Genomic DNA, 16,638 nt, shown 5'->3' on the forward strand with positions numbered 1-16,638 from the left:
CACCCCGAGCCGCGCACGACTGGGCCGGATTCCGCGAGCGCCTGGCCGGGCACGGCCCACGCTGGTCCACCGCCGGGTCCCCGATTCCGCCACCAGCGTGGCGCCGACCACGGGACGCCATCGACGAAACCAGACAAACCGCCCACCAGAAACGGACTCCGCCACCACCCGGGGTTGATCGACTCGGGTTCGGCGATACCGGGGTATCCGGGCGCGCCGGACACCCCGACATCACCGAACCCGAGTCGATCACCTCCACGCGGCCCCACCGCCACCGGATGATCGTGCTCGATCCTGGAAACAGGGCCCTCACCACGCGGGCGAGACCACTACATCCGGGATCGAGCACGATCATGCGTGCACGGTGTCCGTCGGTGGGCGGCACGCCGCTGACGGCGACCTCGCGGTGTGCCGCGCCTTCAGGGGGTTGTCGGGTCGTTCTGGGGTGCGCGGTGTTGCCGGGGGACCGTGGGGGTCGCCGGCCAGGGGATCTCGGGGGAGCGGTGGAAGGTGATCCCGGCGGTGGACCAGCGTGGGCCGTGCCCGGCCAGGCGCTCGCGGAATCCGGCCCAGTCGTGCGCGGCTCGGGGTGACCAGCCGAGCTCGGCGATGGCGGGCAACCGGGGAAACAGCATGAACTCGATGTCGGCGAGCGAGGTGACCGACTCGGTCCACAGCGGGGCCTCCACGCCCAGGACGGCCGCGGTGGGCACGCCGGCGACGTGCGTGCCCGGATCCCAGTCGTACGCCCGCCGTACGTCGATGAGGCCGGCCCAGTCGTGCCCGATCGGGGTGTCCTCGGCGTACTTCATGTCCAGGTAGGCGTGGTTGCCGGGGGAGAGGATCAGCCGGGCGCCCCGCCGGACCGCGTCGGCCGTGGTGGGATCGTCGGCGTCGGTGCCCCACCACTGCAGGACCCGCCCGTCGAGGTGTGCGGCCGGGGCGAGCTGGTGCCAGCCCACCACGGTTTTGCCGGTGTCGGCGACGATCCGCTGCGCCCTCTCCACGAAATCGGTGTAGACCGCACCCTTGACCTTGAACGCCTCGTCGCCGCCGATGTGCAGCCACGGCCCGGGGGTGAGGGCGGCCACCTCGCCGAGCACGTCGGCGATGAAGTCGTACGTCTGCTCGTCGGCCGGGTCGACGTAGCTGAAGCCGACCTCGGTGCCGGTGTACGGCGGCGGCGCGAGCTTGTCCGGTGCGAGCTGGGGGTAGGCGACGAGCGCCGCGTTGGTGTGGCCGGGCAGGTCGATCTCCGGGACCAGCGTGACGTGCCGGGCGGCCGCGTGGGAGACGATCCGCCGGTAGTCGGCCTTGGTGTAGTGCCCGCCGGGGCCGCCGCCGACCTCGCTCGCCCCGCCGACGGTGGTCAGCTTCGGCCAGGAGTCGACGGCGATGCGCCACCCCTGGTCGTCGGTGAGGTGCAGGTGCAGGTGGTTGAGCTTGTAGCGGGCGAGGTGGTCGATCACCCGTAGGACGTCCTCGACGGCGAAGAAGTGTCGCGCCACGTCGAGCATCGCGCCCCGGTAGGGGAAGCGGGGTCGGTCCAGGATCGTGCCGCCGGGCAGCGACCAGCGCGTGGTCACCGGAGTCGGGTTCTCCACGGCGGCGGGGAGCAGTTGCCGGAGCGTCTGTACGCCGTAGAAGAGACCGGTTGGGGTGTCGGCGACGAGGCGAACCTCGGCGGTGGTCACGTCGAGCCGGTAGCCCTCCGCCCCGAGGTCGGTGGTCGGGCGCTCGACGGCGGGGGCCGGGCTGGCGGGCGTGGCGGCCAGGGTGAGCGTCAGCGGGCCGGTCGGCCCGACCGCACGGGTGTCGGCGACCGGCAGGAGGAACCCGGTTGCCGGTCGGAGCAGCTCGGCGAGGTGGTCGGCCACCGCGCGGGCGCCCGGGTGGGCGCTGACCCGGATGGCCGTGCCCCCGGTGAGCACGAAGGACGCGGTGGGGTCCGGTTCGACCCGTTCCGGTGCCGGTACGACGCTGTCGAGACGTACCGCAGGGGCGAGCAGGTCGTCGCCGGCCGCCCGCGCGGCGAGCACAGCCAGGTCGCCGGCCTCCGGCTGGTGCGCGGGCACTGCGGCCGAGTCGGCGACGGTGGCCGTCGGGGTCGGCTCGGGGGCGGGGGAGGAGAGCGGAAGGGATGACACGACGACGGCTCCGGAGGGGTTATTCGCGTCGGATATGGCAAAAGCGAGTTTCGACAGAACCAGTGCCGTCAAGAATACGAGGACCGGCGGAGATGCGTGATCGTGCGCGTGGAAGCGTTCCCAAAAACCGGTACGAACGCGGATAGTCGTGATGGCTGTGCCTATTGTCACCGAACGGTCCCAGGCCACCCGATCTTCGCTTAACCTTCGCCCTGAACCTTCGTTAAGTGTCAATCCGGCGCGCGTGGGAGGCTCTGGTGGCAGCGCAAGAGACCGACGAACACAAGTACGTCTACGACTTCTCCGAGGGCAACAAGGATCTCAAGGACCTGCTCGGCGGCAAGGGGGCCAACCTCGCCGAGATGACCAACCTCGGTCTGCCCGTCCCGCCCGGCTTCACCATCACGACCGAGGCCTGCCAGGCGTACCTCGCGACCGGGCGGGAGCCGGACGGCCTCGCCGGTCAGATCGAGGCGCACCTGGAGTCGCTGGAACGGGCGATGGGCAAGCGCCTCGGCGACCCGGGGGACCCGCTGCTGGTGTCCGTCCGCTCCGGGGCCAAGTTCTCCATGCCCGGCATGATGGAGACCGTCCTCAACGTCGGCCTCAACGACCAGAGCGTGGTCGGGCTCTCCGCGCAGGCGGGGGGCAACGACAGGTTCGCCTGGGACTCCTACCGCCGGCTGATCCAGATGTTCGGCAAGACCGTCTGCGAGGTGCCGGGCGAGGAGTTCGAGCACGCCCTCGACGAGGCCAAGAGCGCCAAGGGTACGCACAACGACCTGGACCTGGACGCGGACGACCTGCGCGGGCTGGTCGACGCGTACAAGAAGATCTTCGCCAAGCACACCGGCCGGGAGTTCCCGCAGCAGCCGCGGGAACAGCTCGACCTGGCCATCCGGGCGGTCTTCGAGTCGTGGAACGCCGAGCGCGCGGTGCTCTACCGCCGCCAGGAGCGCATCCCGGCCGATCTCGGCACCGCGGTCAACGTGGTGACCATGGTCTTCGGCAACCTCGGCCCCGACTCGGGCACCGGTGTCGCCTTCACCCGTGACCCGGGCAGCGGCGCGCAGGGCATCTACGGCGACTACCTGGCCAACGCGCAGGGCGAGGACGTGGTCGCCGGCATCCGCAACACCGTGCCGTTGCAGGAGCTGGAGCAGCTCGACAAGAAGTCCTACGACGAGTTGCTCTCGTTCATGGCCCGGCTGGAGGAGCACTACCGGGATCTGTGCGACATCGAGTTCACCATCGAGCGCGGCAAGCTGTGGATGTTGCAGACCCGGGTCGGCAAGCGCACCGCCGCCGCCGCGTTCGTCATCGCCGGGCAGCTCATCGACGAGGGCCTGATCGACCTGGACGAGGCGCTGCACCGGGTCAACGGCGCACAGCTCGCCCAGCTGATGTTCCCCCGCTTCCAGCTCGACCACGAGTTCGAGGCGGTCGCCACGGGCATCGGCGCCTCACCGGGCGCGGCGTCCGGCACGGTGGTCTTCACCTCCGCGCGGGCCGTCGAGCTGGCGGCCGAGGGCAAGTCGGTGATCCTGGTCCGCCGGGAGACCAACCCGGACGACCTGAACGGCATGATCGCCGCCAAGGGCATTCTCACCTCGCGCGGCGGCAAGACCAGCCACGCCGCCGTGGTGGCCCGGGGAATGGGCAAGACCTGCGTCTCCGGCGCCGACGCGATCGACGTGAACGTGCCGGCGAAGCGGTTCACCGTGGCCGGGCGGACCGTCAACGAGGGCGACGTCGTCTCCATCGACGGCACCACCGGCAAGGTGTACCTCGGTGAGGTGCCGGTCATGCCGTCGGAGGTCGTGCAGTACTTCGAGGGCAGCCTCGACCCCGAGCACATCGACAACGCGCTCGTCCGGGCCGTACACCGGATCATGACGCACGCCGACGGCAGGCGGCGGCTGGCGGTCCGCACGAACGCCGACACCGGCGCGGACGCCGCCCGTGCCCGGCGCTTCGGCGCCGAGGGCATCGGGCTGTGCCGCACCGAGCACATGTTCCTCGGCGACCGGCGGGAGCTGGTCGAGCGGCTGATCCTGGCGCGCGCCGCGGACGAGCGGGAGGCCGCGCTGGAGGCGCTTCTGCCGTTGCAGCGGGCCGACTTCGTGCAGATCTTCCACGAGATGGACGGGCTGCCGGTCACCGTCCGGCTGATCGACCCGCCGCTGCACGAGTTCCTGCCGCCCTTGGAGCAGCTCGCCGTCAACGTCGCGGTCGCGCAGGAACGCGGCGAGGACGTGGCCAAGGAGGAGGCGTTGCTCGCCGCCGTCCGGCGGATGCACGAGGAGAACCCGATGCTCGGGCTGCGCGGCGTCCGCCTCGGCCTGGTCATCCCCGGCCTGTTCGCGATGCAGGTCCGGGCCATCGCGGAGGCGGCGGTGACCTGCGCCCGGGAGGGCCGGGTGGCCAAGCCGGAGATCATGGTGCCGCTCGTCGGAGCCGTGCAGGAGCTGGAGACGGTACGCGCCGAGGCCGAGAAGATCATCGCCGAGGTGGTCGGGGACAGCGGAGTCGAGGTGCTGATCGGCACCATGATCGAGGTGCCCCGGGCGGCGCTGACCGCAGGGCAGATCGCCGAGGCGGCCGAATTCTTCTCCTTCGGCACCAACGACCTCACCCAGATGGCCTGGGGCTTCTCCCGGGACGACGTCGAGGGCGCGTTCTTCTGGCGCTACCTGGAACTGGGCATCTTCGGCATCTCGCCGTTCGAGTCGATCGACCGGGACGGGGTCGGCCGACTGATCCGGATCGCCGCCGAGGAGGGCCGGGCCGCCCGGCCCGGGCTGAAGCTCGGCATCTGCGGCGAGCACGGCGGGGACCCCGACTCGGTGCACTTCTTCCACGAGGTCGGTCTCGACTACGTGTCCTGCTCGCCGTTCCGGGTGCCGGTGGCCCGCCTGGAGGCCGGCCGGGCAGCCGTGGAGACCGACGGGTCGGACAGCCGCTGACGCGGACGCCGGCGGCGGCCCGGACGACCGGGCCGCCGCCAGCGTGCCCAGATCGGCGGCGGACCGGGCCGTCGCTGGCGCGCCCAGATCTGCGGCGGGCCGGGCCGTCGTCGGCGCTCAGATCGGCGGGCGACGCCAGGTGGGTCGGGCCGAGCGGCGCAGCTGCGTCGGCAGGGTCGCCATCGGGGTACGCACGGCCAGCGGCGCGTGCGCGTCGGGTACCGCCGTGGCGCCGATCCCGCCGCCCCGGGTGTCCAGCACACGGCCGGCCCGGTGCGCCACCACCCGGGCCTCCTCGTGCAGCCCCTCCAGATCCTTCGCCGCCGACCCGGTGACCAGTGTCAGCAGGGCGCTGCGCCCGGCCGGGTAGGTGACCACGCAGCCGTCGGTGGTGCACACCACCGACTCGCGGAACTCGCCCCGCCGGACCGTGTCGGCGACCCGGTGACCGAGCCCGTAGCTGGCCGCGGCGAGCGCGGCGAGGTGGGTGGCGTCGGTGCTCGGCAGGTCGCTGGAGATGAGCAGCCCGTCGGTGCCGGCCAGCACGGCACCGGCGACCTCGGGCCGGCGTCGACGCAGCCCGAGCAGTTCCGTTCCCACCACCGTGTCTGCATCCACGAGCGTCTCCCTAGCGGTCGGCTCCGCGTCTCGGTCGGTTGGTCACTTTCCGCGCTGGGAACGCTACCGGTGGCCACTTCCGCCCGCGAGCCCGTAACCCAGGGCGATCGGTCCACAACTGGGGACCGATCGGCGGTTGCGCGCGCGCCGGTGCTGCGTCGCGGGCAGGCCGAGCGGCATCGGCGGGCGTAACCTTGGCTCGCTCACACGGCCGACTGTGTCCGCCGTCGACGGGAAAGGTGGTTGTATGACCAGCGTCTGGGAGAACCTGACCATCGATGCCCGCGATCCGGCCCGACTGGCCCGCTGGTGGGCCGAGGCGCTCGGATACCAGGTCGTCACCGAGAGACCGGACGAGGTGGAGATCCGCCAGTCCGCCGACCGCCTTCCCGGGCTGGTCTTCGTGCCGGTGACCGACGGCAAGGAGCGCAAGAACCGGTTGCATCTCGACCTCCGCCCGGCCGACCAGGAGGCCGAGGTCGAGCGTCTGGTCGACATGGGCGCCCGGCACGTCGACATCGGCCAGGGTGACGTCGACTGGACGGTCCTGTCCGACCCGGAGGGCAACGAGTTCTGCGTTCTGCGCCAAAAGTGAACCCATCGGACGCCCGGCTGGTCCAGGAGCCGCCCAAGGACACCGGCCACCGCCGGTCGCCGTACGAGCGTGACCGGGCCCGGGTGCTGCACTCCGCGGCGTTTCGCCGGCTGGCCACCAAGACCCAGGTGCACACCGCCGGCACCGACGACTTCCTGCGGACCCGGCTGACCCACTCGCTGGAGGTGGCCCAGATCGCCCGGGAGATGGGCGCCCGGCTGGGGTGCGACCCGGACGTGGTGGACGTCGCCGGGCTCGCCCACGACCTCGGGCACCCGCCGTTCGGGCACAACGGCGAGGCGGCGCTGGACCTGCTCGCCGCGCCCTGCGGCGGCTTCGAGGGCAACGCTCAGACGCTGCGGGTGCTGACCCGGCTGGAGGCGAAGGTGCTCGCCCCGGACGGTTCGTCGGCCGGGCTGAACCTCACCCGGGCGTCGCTGGACGCGATCGGCAAGTACCCCTGGCCGCGCCGCGACGGGCAGCGCAAGTTCGGGGTGTACGCCGACGACGCGGCGGTCTTCGGCTGGATCCGGGCCGGTGCGCCCGGCGACCGGCGCTGCCTGGAGGCGCAGGTGATGGACTGGGCCGACGATGTCGCGTACTCGGTGCACGACGTGGAGGACGGCATCCACGGCGGGTACGTCGCGCTGCGCCCGCTGCTCGCGGACGCCGACGAGCGGGCCGCGCTCTGCGCCGACGTGGCCGCCGCCTACTCCGGGGAGTCTCCGGCCGACCTGGCCGAGGTGCTGGTCGAGCTGCTGGCTGACCCGCTGCTCGCCCCCCTCGTCGGCTACGACGGCAGCCACCGCGCCCAGGTCGCGCTGAAGGCCACCACGAGCGGCCTGACCGGTCGGTTCGTGTCGGCGGCGGTGGCGGCCACCGAGGAGCGGTACGGCCCCGGGCCGCACCGCCGCTACGCCGCCGATCTGGTGGTGCCGAGACGGGTCCGGGCCCAGTGCGCGCTGCTCAAGGGCATCGCCCTGCGCTACGTGATGCGGCGCACCGGCTTCCGGGGTCGCTACGAGCGGCAGCGGACGATGCTGGCCGAGTTGGCGGCGGCGCTGGTCGGACGGGCCCCGGACGGGCTCGACCCGGTGTTCGCCCCGCTGTGGCGGGCCGCGCCGGACGACGCGGCCCGGCTGCGCGTGGTGATCGACCAGATCGCCTCGCTCACCGACCCGGCGGCGATGAGCTGGCACACCCGTCTGGTTGGCGGCGGCGCACCGCCGGAGGCGACCACAGCAACTTAGGCTAACCTAAGTGCATGACGGAACGCCCAAGGAACGTCACCTCGGTCCAGGTGCTGCGCACCGAGCGACCCACCCCGCACCTGATCCGGCTCGTCCTCGGTGGGGACGAGCTGACCGGCCTGCCGGTGGGCGAGTTCACCGACCACTACATCAAGCTGGTCTTTCCGGCGCCCGGCGTCGCGTACCCGCAGCCGCTGGACCTCGCCGCGATCCGCCGGGACCTGCCCCGGGAGCAGTGGCCCCGGCTGCGCGCGTACACCGTGCGGCGGTGGGACCCGCTGGCCGGGGAGCTGACCGTGGACGTGGTGCACCACGGCGACGAGGGGCTGGCCGGCCCGTGGGCCGCGGCGCTGCGCCCGGGTGACCCGGTGCACTTCGTCGGCCCCGGCGGGGCGTACGCGCCGGACCCGGACGCGGACTGGCACCTCCTGGTCGGCGACGAGAGCGCCCTGCCGGCGATCGCCGCCGCCCTGGAACGGCTGCCGTTGGGCGCTCCGGCCCGGGTCCTCGTCGAGATCGCCGACCCGGCGGAGGAGCAGCAGTTGCTCAGCCCCGGCGCCGTGGAGCTGACCTGGCTGCACCGGGGTGACCGCCCGGTGGGCGACGCCCTGGTGGCGGCGGTGCGGGAGCTGGAGTTCCCGCCCGGTTCCGTGCACGCCTTCGTGCACGGCGAGGCGACGTTCGTCCGGGAGCTGCGCCGGCTGCTGCGCGGCGAGCGGGGCGTGCCCGCCGACCGTCTCTCCATCTCCGGCTACTGGCGGCGCGGCATGGACGACGAGGGCTGGCGCTCCACCAAGGCGGACTGGAACCGGCAGGTCCCCGCGGAGGAGCCGGCCGCTGCCTGAGCGTCAGGCGCCGACTGCCGGGTCCTCGTCGAGTTTGCCGAGGGCCCGGCTGAGCAGCACGGCGTACCCGACGATCGCCACCGCGAGCAACAGCAGCATCAGCTTCGGTTCGTGCACCCAGGTGGTGACCACGCCGACCGAGACAATCCCGTACCCGGTGATCGCCAGCCGGCCCGCGCTCGGCCGGCACCACAACCAGGACAGGGCCAGCCCACACAACGTCCAGACGATCACGGAGGCGGCCAGCACCAGTCGCAGTTCGAGCGGCAGGTGGCGCACGTTGTCGTCGACGAGTCGGACCACCTGGCCGAGGGCCCAGCCCAGCAGCAACAACGCACCGCCGAGCGGAAGGTGCAGGTAGCCGTACGCCTGCCCGCCGCGTAATCGGCTCTGCAGCACCCGGGTGGTGACGAAGGCGGTGTACGCCCACCAGACGGCCGCCGGTATGAGGAAGGCCAGCCCGGCCGTCAGGATCATGTGCGGTGGAGGGTGATCCGGCACCGCGAAGAGCAGGTTTGCCATCGCGCTGCCCAACACGATGATCGTGAACTGGCCGATGCGTTCCGGCAGGTGCCGGTTGTCCACCGGCCAGTCGTTCAGCCAGCGTCGGCCCACCCAGGGGGTGGCCAGCTCGATGACCATCGCGATGATCCACAGCGTCGGGCGCGACCCGGTGGGGGCGACCAGCGAGGCCAGCCAGATGAGCCAGCCCGTCCCGAAGCCGAGCAGGTAGATCGTGGTCACCGTCCGGGCCATCGGGCTGGTCGGTCGGGCCCGTAGATACAGCAGGAGCAGCACACCCCGCACGACCAGGTATCCCACCGGAAGCAGCACGCTCTCCGGCACCTCGTCGACGCCGAGCGTCATCGCGCCGGCGCCGACCAGGGCGACCAGCACCAGCAGCCGGTGCGGCGCGTCGTCCGGGTCGAACCGGTTGTCGTAGAAGACCTGCCCCAGCCAGCACCACTGGACCACCAGAAACAGCCCGATCACGGCCAGCACGGCCGTCGGCGCCGGGGTCGGGTCGTCGCCGAGCCGACGTACGACGGCCGCCAGCGCGTACACGAAGATGAGGTCGAGGAAGAGTTCGAGCCAGGTGGCGTGCCGGTGGCCTGCCTCGTCCTGGGCGGGCGCCACGCCACGCAGCCCCAGCCGCCCGAGGATCCGGCTCCGCCGGCGAGCGCCGTCACCGCGTACCCTGCGCATCTGGTCATGGTCCCCGCGCGGTCCCGGCGGCCGGGCCGGAACGGGTGAGCCCGACGGCGGCCCCCGCCACACCGGTGTCCCCCGGCCGGCGTGTCGTCGGCCCGGCAGGGCAGGATGTACGCCGAGGGGGTGGCGCATGGCTGGGCGGATCCGGGACGAGGACATCGCACTGGTCCGGGAACGCACCTCGATCGGGGATGTGATCTCCGAGACGGTCACCCTGAAGTCCGCTGGCGGCGGCAACCTCAAGGGCCTGTGCCCGTTCCACGACGAGAAGAGCCCGTCGTTCAACGTCTCGCCGGCCCGCAACGTCTGGTACTGCTTCGGCTGCGGGGCCGGCGGCGACGCGATCAAGTTCCTGATGGACGCGGAGCACCTCAGCTTCGTCGAGTCGGTCGAGCGGCTGGCCGGGCGTGCCGGCATCCAGCTGCGCTACGTCGAGGACGACCGGAGCACCCCGCGTCCCCGCCCGCAGCAGGGCCAACGGCAGCGCCTGGTGGCCGCGCACGCCGCCGCTGTCGATTTCTACCGGGCGCAACTCAGCACCGCCGGGGCGCGGCTGGCCCGGGAGTTCCTGGCCAGACGGGGCTTCGACCGGGCCGCCGCCGAGCGCTACGGGTGCGGGTTCGCGCCGGATGGCTGGGACCTGCTCACCAAGCACCTGCGCCAGCAGGGCTTCACCCATCAGGAGTTGGTCACCGCCGGGCTCTCCCGGGAGTCCCGCTCGGGCACGCTCATCGACCGCTTCCGACGCCGGCTGCTGTGGCCGATCCGGGACCTCGCCGGCGACGTGATCGGCTTCGGCGCGCGCAAGCTCTTCGACGACGACGACGGCCCGAAGTACCTGAACACCCCCGAGACGCCGATCTACAAGAAGTCGCACGTGCTCTACGGCATCGACCAGGCCAAGCGGGAGATCGCCAAGCAGGGCCGGGCGGTGATCGTCGAGGGTTACACCGACGTGATGGCCTGCCACCTGGCCGGGGTGACGACGGCGGTGGCGACCTGCGGCACGGCCTTCGCCGCGGACCACATCTCGGTTCTGCGCCGCCTCCTGTTCGACAGCGACGAGGTGGCCGGCGAGATCATCTTCACCTTCGACGGCGACGCCGCCGGCCAGAAGGCCGCGCTGCGCGCCTTCGAAGACGACCAGCGCTTCGTCGGGCGCACGTTCATCGCGGTCAGCCCGGACAACATGGACCCGTGCGACCTGCGGTTGGCCAAGGGCGACCTGGCGGTCCGCGACCTGGTCGCCCGGCGCGAGCCCCTGGTCGACTTCGCGCTGCGCCACGAGATCAGCCGCTTCGACCTGGACACCGTCGACGGCCGGGTCGAGGCCATGCGCCACGCCGCGCCGCTGGTCGCGCGACTCAAGGACCGGGAGAAGCGTCCGGAGTACGTCCGCAAGCTCGCCATGGACCTCGGGATGGAGATCGAGCCGGTGCAGCGGGCGGTGCTCGCCGCCGCCAACACCCCGCCGCCCGGCACCCGGGATGCCGCACCCGCCGCCCGGCCCGAGTCGGCTCGCCCCGAACCGGCACTGGACAGCCCGCTGTCGATGGTCGAGCGCGAGGCGTTGAAGCTCGCCCTCCAACAGCCGGTGCTGGCCGGGCCCATGTTCGACGCCGTCGAGGCCACGGAATACCGGAACCCGGTCCACGCCGGGGTGCGTACAGCCATCGCGGCGGCCGGTGGGGCCGTGTCGGCGACCGGCGGCGCCGTCTGGATCGAGAAGGTCCGCGACGCCTGCGCCGACCTGGCCTCGGCGGCGCTGGTCGGCGAGCTGGCCGTGGAGCCGCTGCGGATCGACGGTGAACCGGACCCACGCTACGTGTCGATCACCATGGCTCGGGTGCAGTTCGGGTCGGTGACGGCCCGCATCCGCGACCTCAAGTCGCGGATCCAGCGGATCAACCCGGTCAACAACAAGGACGAGTACTTCGCCGCCTTCGGCGAACTGCTGTCGCTGGAGCAGCATGCCCGGGCGTTGCGCGAGCAGGCCGCGGGAGGGCTCTAGATGGGACTGTTCAGCCGCAAGCCGAAGCTGCCGCCGGCCGACCGGCCACCGTTGACCGCCGACGAGCGGGTGCTCGCCTGGTCGGCGGCGGGCAACGGCGAGGGCGACGGGGTCGTCGTGGCCAGCAACCTCGGGCTGTGGCTGCCCGGCCGGGGGCACCGCATCGGCTGGCACGACGTGCTCAAGGCGGTCTGGTCCGGTCGGGAGCTGACCGTCACGCCCGCCGAGACGGTCGTCGAGCGCGACGGCTACACCGTGGTCGCCGACGGCCCAGCCGAGACGTACCTGCTGCTCGACCCGGGTGAGCTGCCGCACCAGGTGCGGGCACGGGTGACGCGCTCCGTCGCGTACACCGAACACCAGCCGGTGCCCGGCGGCGCGGCCCGGGTCGCAGCCCGGCGGGTGGCCGGCGTGGACGGTCTGACCTGGACGGTCCGCCTCGATCCCGGCGCACCGGCGGACGACGCGGCCCTGCTCGCCGAGACCGACCGGCTGGTCGCCGCGGCCCGCGCCGCCACCGCGCCGGCCGACGGCTGACCGGCCGTCACTTCGCGCCGAGGTCGTTCAGCGCCTTCTCGGCGCCGCGGTGCAGCGGCACCGGCAGGGTCCTGCGGGCCTTCTCCAGCGAGATCCCCTTGGCCGCCGGGTTGGCCTGGGCCAGGACGTCGCGCTTGTCGAACACCGTCCGGGTGATCGCGCAGGCGACGTTGGCGTCCAGATCCTCGCGGACCAGCAGCACGTTGGGTACGACGATGGTCGGGGTGTCGGTCGCCGTCCGGTACACGTCCCGACCGATCGTGCCGGCCTGGTAGCCGGGGCTCAGCGCGGTCAGCTTCGGCAGCAGGGCCGCGATGTCGACGAACCGCACGGTCTCGCCGGCGGTGGTGAACAGGTCGGTCAGGCCGCCGGTGGGCAGACCGCCGGACCAGAAGAAGCCGTCGATGCTGCCGTCCTTCATTCCCTCGACCGTCTTGGTCAGGTCGAGCCGCTGGGCCCGAACGTCCTTGGCCGGGTCGAGTCCGGCGGCCTCCAGCAGCCGGTTCGCCATCACCTCGGTGCCGGACTTCGGGGAGCCCGTGGAGATCCGCTTGCCGCGCATGCCGGCCACCGAGGTGATTCCCGAGTCCTTACGGACCACCACCTGGGTGTAGTTGTCGTAGAGGCGGGCCAACGCCTGCACCGGCTGCGGCGCGGAGAAGCTGCCCTTGCCCTCGACCGCGTTGACCGCCGTGTCGAACAGCGAGAACGCCACGTCGTACTGGCCGCCGACCAACTGCTCGACGTTCTGCACCGAGGCGCCGGTCTCGGCGGCGGTGCCGGTGAGCTTGCCGCCGGTCGACCCGGACAACTGCCCGGCCAGGGCGTTGCCGATCGGGTAGTAGACGCCTGTCGCGTTACCGGTGGCGATGCCGACCCGGGTCTCCCGGGCCACCTCGCAGGTGACCGCGCTGGACGTGTCGTCCTCGGCGGCGCCGCCCTGCTGGCCACCGCAGCCCGCGGTCGTGACGAGGGCGAGCACGCTCAGGCCCGCCGCGAGTCGTACGTCGATTCGTCGCACAGTTTCTCCTCTGTTGGTGTTCGCGGTCGGCCCGTGGATCCGCGTCGGACGAGCACTCCCGCTACGGCGATGGCGGCCAGCGCCACGCCGACCGCGACCGGCACGGGTTCGAGCCAGAGCAGGGTGACGCCGGCGATGGCGCCGAGCACGCGTTCCGGGGCGCCGGCGGGACCCACGCCGGGCAGCCAGCCACCGGCGGCGACGGCCAGCACGGACACGCTGAGCGCCGTCACCACGGCGGCGAAGGCGATCCGCAGGACGCCGCCGATGCCCAGCAGACCGAGGCCGGCCGGCGTGATCACGAACGCGATCGGGATCAGGTAGGCCGGCAGGGCGTAGCGCAGGGTCTGCCACATGGTCGGCACCAACCGGCCGCCGGTGACGGCGGCGGCGGCCACTGCCGCGAGCGCGGTGGGCGGGGACACCTCGGACAGGACCGCGAAGTAGAAGACGAACATCGCCGCGGCGGGCGCTGTCACACCCAGGTCGAGCAGGGCCGGGCCGACGATCACCCAACCGATCACGAACGAGGCGGTGACCGGCACGGCCAGGCCCAGCAGGCTCAGTGCGACGGCAGCGAGCAGCGCGGTGAGCGCCAGCACGACAGTCGGGTTGGAGGTGGCCGCCTTGGCCCCGCCGACCAGCAGCGCCGCCGCCTGCGGCCCGAGGCCGGTCTTGGTGGTGGTCGCCGTGATGATGCCGGCGGCGGCGCAGACGGCGGTCACCGCGAGCGCGCCGCGCACCCCGGTGACGAGCGCGGTCATCAGCCGGGGTGGCGTGAGCCGGTGCGTACGGTCCAGGAAGGAGAGCGCGGCGGCCAGGAGGGTGGCGAAGACGACCGCCCTCGTCGCGGACATGCCGACGGCGAGGAACACGACGATGGCGATCAGCGAGGCGAAGTGGTAGCCGAACCGGGCCAGCAGGCGCCACGGTGAGCCGACGTCGATCACCACCGGGCGTACGCCCGAGCGGCGGGCGTCGATCTCCACGGAGAGCAGGATGCCGAGGTAGTAGAGCACGGTCGGCACGGTTGCCCAGCTCAGCACCTGCAGGTACGAGACGCCCAGATACTCGGCGATGATGAACGCCGCCGCGCCCAGGGTGGGCGGGGAGAGAATCGCGCCCACACCGGCGGCGGCCAGCATGCCGCCCGCGCGCTCGGCCGGGTAGCCGGCACGGCGCAGCAGCGGCCAGGTGACCGCCCCGATGCTCACCGTCGTGGCGGCCCCGGACCCGGAGACGGTACCGAGCAGGAAGCCGGAGGCCACCGCCGTACGCCCGGCGGCGGTGCGCGAGCGGCGGAACGCCGCCGCCGACAGCTCGACGAAGAACCGCCCCGCCCCGGACAGTTCCAGAACCGCGCCGTAGATGGTGAACAGCACGATGTACGAGGCCGCCACGTCCAGCGGGGTGCCGTAGAAGCCGCTGTCGGAGTTGTAGAACGCGTCGACCAGTTGGCTGAAGTCGAGCCCGGCGTGGGCTACCGGCCAGGACTGCGGCAGCAACCCGCCGTAGTAGCCGTAGCCGAGGAACAGCAGGCAGACCGCGGGCAGGATCCACCCGGTGGTGCGCCGGCACGCTTCGAGCAGCAGGAGCAGCAGGATGGTGCCCAGCACCAGATCCGGGGGTGCCAGCAGACCCTGCCGGTCGAGGAAGGCGTTGTAACCGCCGCCACCCGTACCCAGGGGGATCGGTAGGACGGGGTAGAGGCAGGCGGCCACCGCCAGGACGGCCAGTGCCCAGTCCACGGCGGTGGGCCGCGCCAGAGCGCTGCCGTCGCTGTCGCTGTCGCTTCTGCGCCGCCGCCAGGCCGGCATTCGCAGGCCCGCCGGGTGGACCAGGAAGACCGGCGGCAGCATGCCCGCCAGGAAGATGATCAAATAGTATTTGCTGCCCTGCGCCAGAGGGCGGAAGACCTGCCACAGGGCGAGAAGGCCGACCGCCAGCGCCGCTGCGGTGAAGAGTAGGCCGGCCGGCCCGGACAGCACCCGGCCCGGCTTCTCGTCCTCGAACTGGGCGGCCAGCTCCCGGGTGGCGCGCTCGTCAACGGCCCGAGCATCATCGCCGAGCCGCTCGGCCGAATCGGTGCCTTCCGGCGTGCTGGTGTCGGCTGAGCTGGCGTGGGGCGCTCTGGGGCGAGGTGGCGACCCGTTCTCGGCCGGGCCGGGCTCACTGACGGGAGAGTTGGCTGGTCGTGAGGGTGGCGACGAACCGTCGGGCGAACGGATGGGCGACACAATCGGACGATACACGTCGATTGGCCGGCGGGTGGGGCAGCGAAGAGTGTTCGTGTCTCCTCGGGGTGTTCACGGCCCGTGCCGCGGCGTTTCGCATGCCGGATCTGCACGCTGGGCCCGAATTTCCGTGGAAAGCTGTCGGATCCGGCCGCTAGGGTCGGGCGGTGACTCCGGGGCGACCACTGATTCAGGCTCGTGGGCTGGTGAAGCGGTTCGGTGACTTCACCGCCGTCGACGGCATCGACGTCGAGGTGCGCTCGGGTGAGGCGTTCGGTTTCCTCGGGCCCAACGGCGCCGGCAAGTCCTCCACCATGCGAATGGTCGGCTGCATCTCTCCGCCGAGCGGCGGTGAGCTGCGCATCCTCGACCTGGATCCGGTCCGCGACGGGCCGGCGATCCGGGCCCGGCTCGGCGTGTGCCCGCAGATGGACAATCTCGACCCGGAGCTGAGCGTCCGGGAAAACCTCACGGTGTACGCCCGCTACTTCGGCATCTCGCGCCGGGTCGCCCGGGAACGGGCCGCCGAGCTGCTCGACTTCGTCCAGCTCACCGAGCGGGCCGACAGTAAGGTCGAGCCGCTCTCCGGTGGGATGAAGCGCCGGTTGACCATCGCCCGCGCCCTGGTCAACGACCCGGAGATCGTGCTGCTCGACGAGCCGACCACCGGGCTCGATCCGCAGGCGCGGCACCTGGTGTGGGAGCGACTGTTCCGGCTCAAGCAGCAGGGCGTGACGCTGGTGCTCACCACGCACTACATGGATGAGGCCGAGCAGCTCTGCGACCGGCTGGTGGTGATGGACGGCGGGCGGATCGTCGCCGAGGGCTCACCCCGGGCGCTGATCGAGGAGCACTCCACCCGCGAGGTGGTCGAGCTGCGCTTCGCCGCCGAGTCGCAGGAGCCGTTCGCCGGCAAGCTCGACGGTGTGGGGGAGCGGGTCGAGGTGCTGCCCGACCGCGTCCTGCTCTACGTGCCCGACGGCGACGCGGCGGTCGCCGAGGTCGGCGCGCTGGGGCTCAACCCGGCCAACGTCCTGGTGCGGCGCAGCGGCCTGGAGGACGTCTTCCTGCACCTGACCGGCCGCACCCTGGTCGACTGAGCCCGTGCCGCCGCTCGCTTCGCAGATCTTGGACTCGGGCAGGTGTAGCGATCGGGTTCGACCGCGTAGTGGCACCGGGTGCAGCTGGCCAGGGAGCAGCAG

At 72.3% G+C, this 16,638-nt stretch carries 11 protein-coding genes and 1 pseudogene; 7 read left to right on the forward strand and 5 right to left on the reverse strand.

Features of this window, described 5'->3' with window-relative positions; translation table 11 throughout:
• Positions 1 to 419 precede the first annotated feature (419 nt).
• Entirely contained in the window at positions 420 to 2,147 is a 1,728-nt protein-coding gene (locus AB0J68_RS10575) for a beta-N-acetylhexosaminidase (protein WP_363937710.1), read from the reverse strand.
• A gap of 257 nt (positions 2,148 to 2,404) precedes the next feature.
• Here AB0J68_RS10575 and ppdK point away from each other — a divergent pair, with 257 nt between their 5' ends.
• Positions 2,405 to 5,113: a pyruvate, phosphate dikinase gene (gene ppdK, locus AB0J68_RS10580; protein WP_363937713.1), complete on the forward strand. Its 2,709-nt coding sequence runs from the start codon at positions 2,405 to 2,407 to the stop codon at positions 5,111 to 5,113.
• A gap of 117 nt (positions 5,114 to 5,230) precedes the next feature.
• Here ppdK and AB0J68_RS10585 read toward each other — a convergent pair whose 3' ends face one another.
• Positions 5,231 to 5,731, reverse strand: a complete 501-nt coding sequence (locus AB0J68_RS10585; RefSeq protein ID WP_355135290.1) for a roadblock/LC7 domain-containing protein — start codon at positions 5,729 to 5,731, stop codon at positions 5,231 to 5,233.
• A gap of 247 nt (positions 5,732 to 5,978) precedes the next feature.
• Here AB0J68_RS10585 and AB0J68_RS10590 point away from each other — a divergent pair, with 247 nt between their 5' ends.
• Genes AB0J68_RS10590 through AB0J68_RS10600 form a run of 3 tightly spaced genes read left to right on the forward strand, consistent with a single transcriptional unit; the run spans position 5,979 to position 8,421 of the window.
• The gene (locus AB0J68_RS10590) at positions 5,979 to 6,326 is read left to right on the forward strand and encodes a VOC family protein (RefSeq protein WP_354854637.1); all 348 of its coding nucleotides are present in this window, start codon (positions 5,979 to 5,981) and stop codon (positions 6,324 to 6,326) included.
• Entirely contained in the window at positions 6,323 to 7,576 is a 1,254-nt protein-coding gene (locus tag AB0J68_RS10595) for a deoxyguanosinetriphosphate triphosphohydrolase (RefSeq protein WP_363937716.1), read from the forward strand. Before AB0J68_RS10590 ends, AB0J68_RS10595 begins: the two co-directional genes overlap by 4 nt.
• Positions 7,577 to 7,590: 14 nt before the next feature.
• Positions 7,591 to 8,421 carry a siderophore-interacting protein gene (locus AB0J68_RS10600; RefSeq protein WP_363937719.1) on the forward strand — a complete coding sequence of 277 codons (831 nt, stop codon included), beginning with the start codon at positions 7,591 to 7,593 and terminating at the stop codon, positions 8,419 to 8,421.
• A gap of 3 nt (positions 8,422 to 8,424) precedes the next feature.
• Here AB0J68_RS10600 and AB0J68_RS10605 read toward each other — a convergent pair whose 3' ends face one another.
• Positions 8,425 to 9,627, reverse strand: coding sequence for a low temperature requirement protein A (locus AB0J68_RS10605; protein WP_363937721.1), 1,203 nt, complete (start codon positions 9,625 to 9,627; stop codon positions 8,425 to 8,427).
• A gap of 114 nt (positions 9,628 to 9,741) precedes the next feature.
• Here AB0J68_RS10605 and dnaG point away from each other — a divergent pair.
• Together dnaG and AB0J68_RS10615 are read left to right on the forward strand one after the other, a co-directional pair.
• Positions 9,742 to 11,644, forward strand: a pseudogene (gene dnaG, locus AB0J68_RS10610) (DNA primase).
• Positions 11,645 to 12,181: a hypothetical protein gene (locus AB0J68_RS10615; protein WP_363937724.1), complete on the forward strand. Its 537-nt coding sequence runs from the start codon at positions 11,645 to 11,647 to the stop codon at positions 12,179 to 12,181.
• Positions 12,182 to 12,188: 7 nt separating this feature from the next.
• Here AB0J68_RS10615 and AB0J68_RS10620 read toward each other — a convergent pair whose 3' ends face one another.
• Both AB0J68_RS10620 and AB0J68_RS10625 read right to left on the reverse strand, forming a co-directional pair.
• Positions 12,189 to 13,202 carry a TAXI family TRAP transporter solute-binding subunit gene (locus tag AB0J68_RS10620; RefSeq protein WP_363937727.1) on the reverse strand — a complete coding sequence of 338 codons (1,014 nt, stop codon included), beginning with the start codon at positions 13,200 to 13,202 and terminating at the stop codon, positions 12,189 to 12,191.
• Positions 13,166 to 15,439, reverse strand: a complete 2,274-nt coding sequence (locus tag AB0J68_RS10625; RefSeq protein WP_363937729.1) for a TRAP transporter fused permease subunit — start codon at positions 15,437 to 15,439, stop codon at positions 13,166 to 13,168. Before AB0J68_RS10625 ends, AB0J68_RS10620 begins: the two co-directional genes overlap by 37 nt.
• 164 nt (positions 15,440 to 15,603) lie before the next feature.
• Between AB0J68_RS10625 and AB0J68_RS10630 the strand changes: the two genes are divergently transcribed.
• Positions 15,604 to 16,536: an ABC transporter ATP-binding protein gene (locus AB0J68_RS10630; RefSeq protein WP_363937732.1), complete on the forward strand. Its 933-nt coding sequence runs from the start codon at positions 15,604 to 15,606 to the stop codon at positions 16,534 to 16,536.
• Positions 16,537 to 16,638: the final 102 nt, after the last annotated feature.

Origin of the sequence: Micromonospora sp. NPDC049580, assembly GCF_040675595.1 — a bacterium.
Lineage (GTDB): Bacteria > Actinomycetota > Actinomycetes > Mycobacteriales > Micromonosporaceae > Micromonospora.

Coding starts and splice junctions, on each gene's coding strand:
- AB0J68_RS10590 (WP_354854637.1), top strand. CDS start 5,979: ATGACCAGCGTCTGGGAGAACCTGACCATCGATGCCCGCGATCCGGCC.
- AB0J68_RS10615 (WP_363937724.1), top strand. CDS start 11,645: ATGGGACTGTTCAGCCGCAAGCCGAAGCTGCCGCCGGCCGACCGGCCA.
- AB0J68_RS10600 (WP_363937719.1), top strand. CDS start 7,591: ATGACGGAACGCCCAAGGAACGTCACCTCGGTCCAGGTGCTGCGCACC.
- AB0J68_RS10605 (WP_363937721.1), bottom strand. CDS start 9,627: ATGCGCAGGGTACGCGGTGACGGCGCTCGCCGGCGGAGCCGGATCCTC.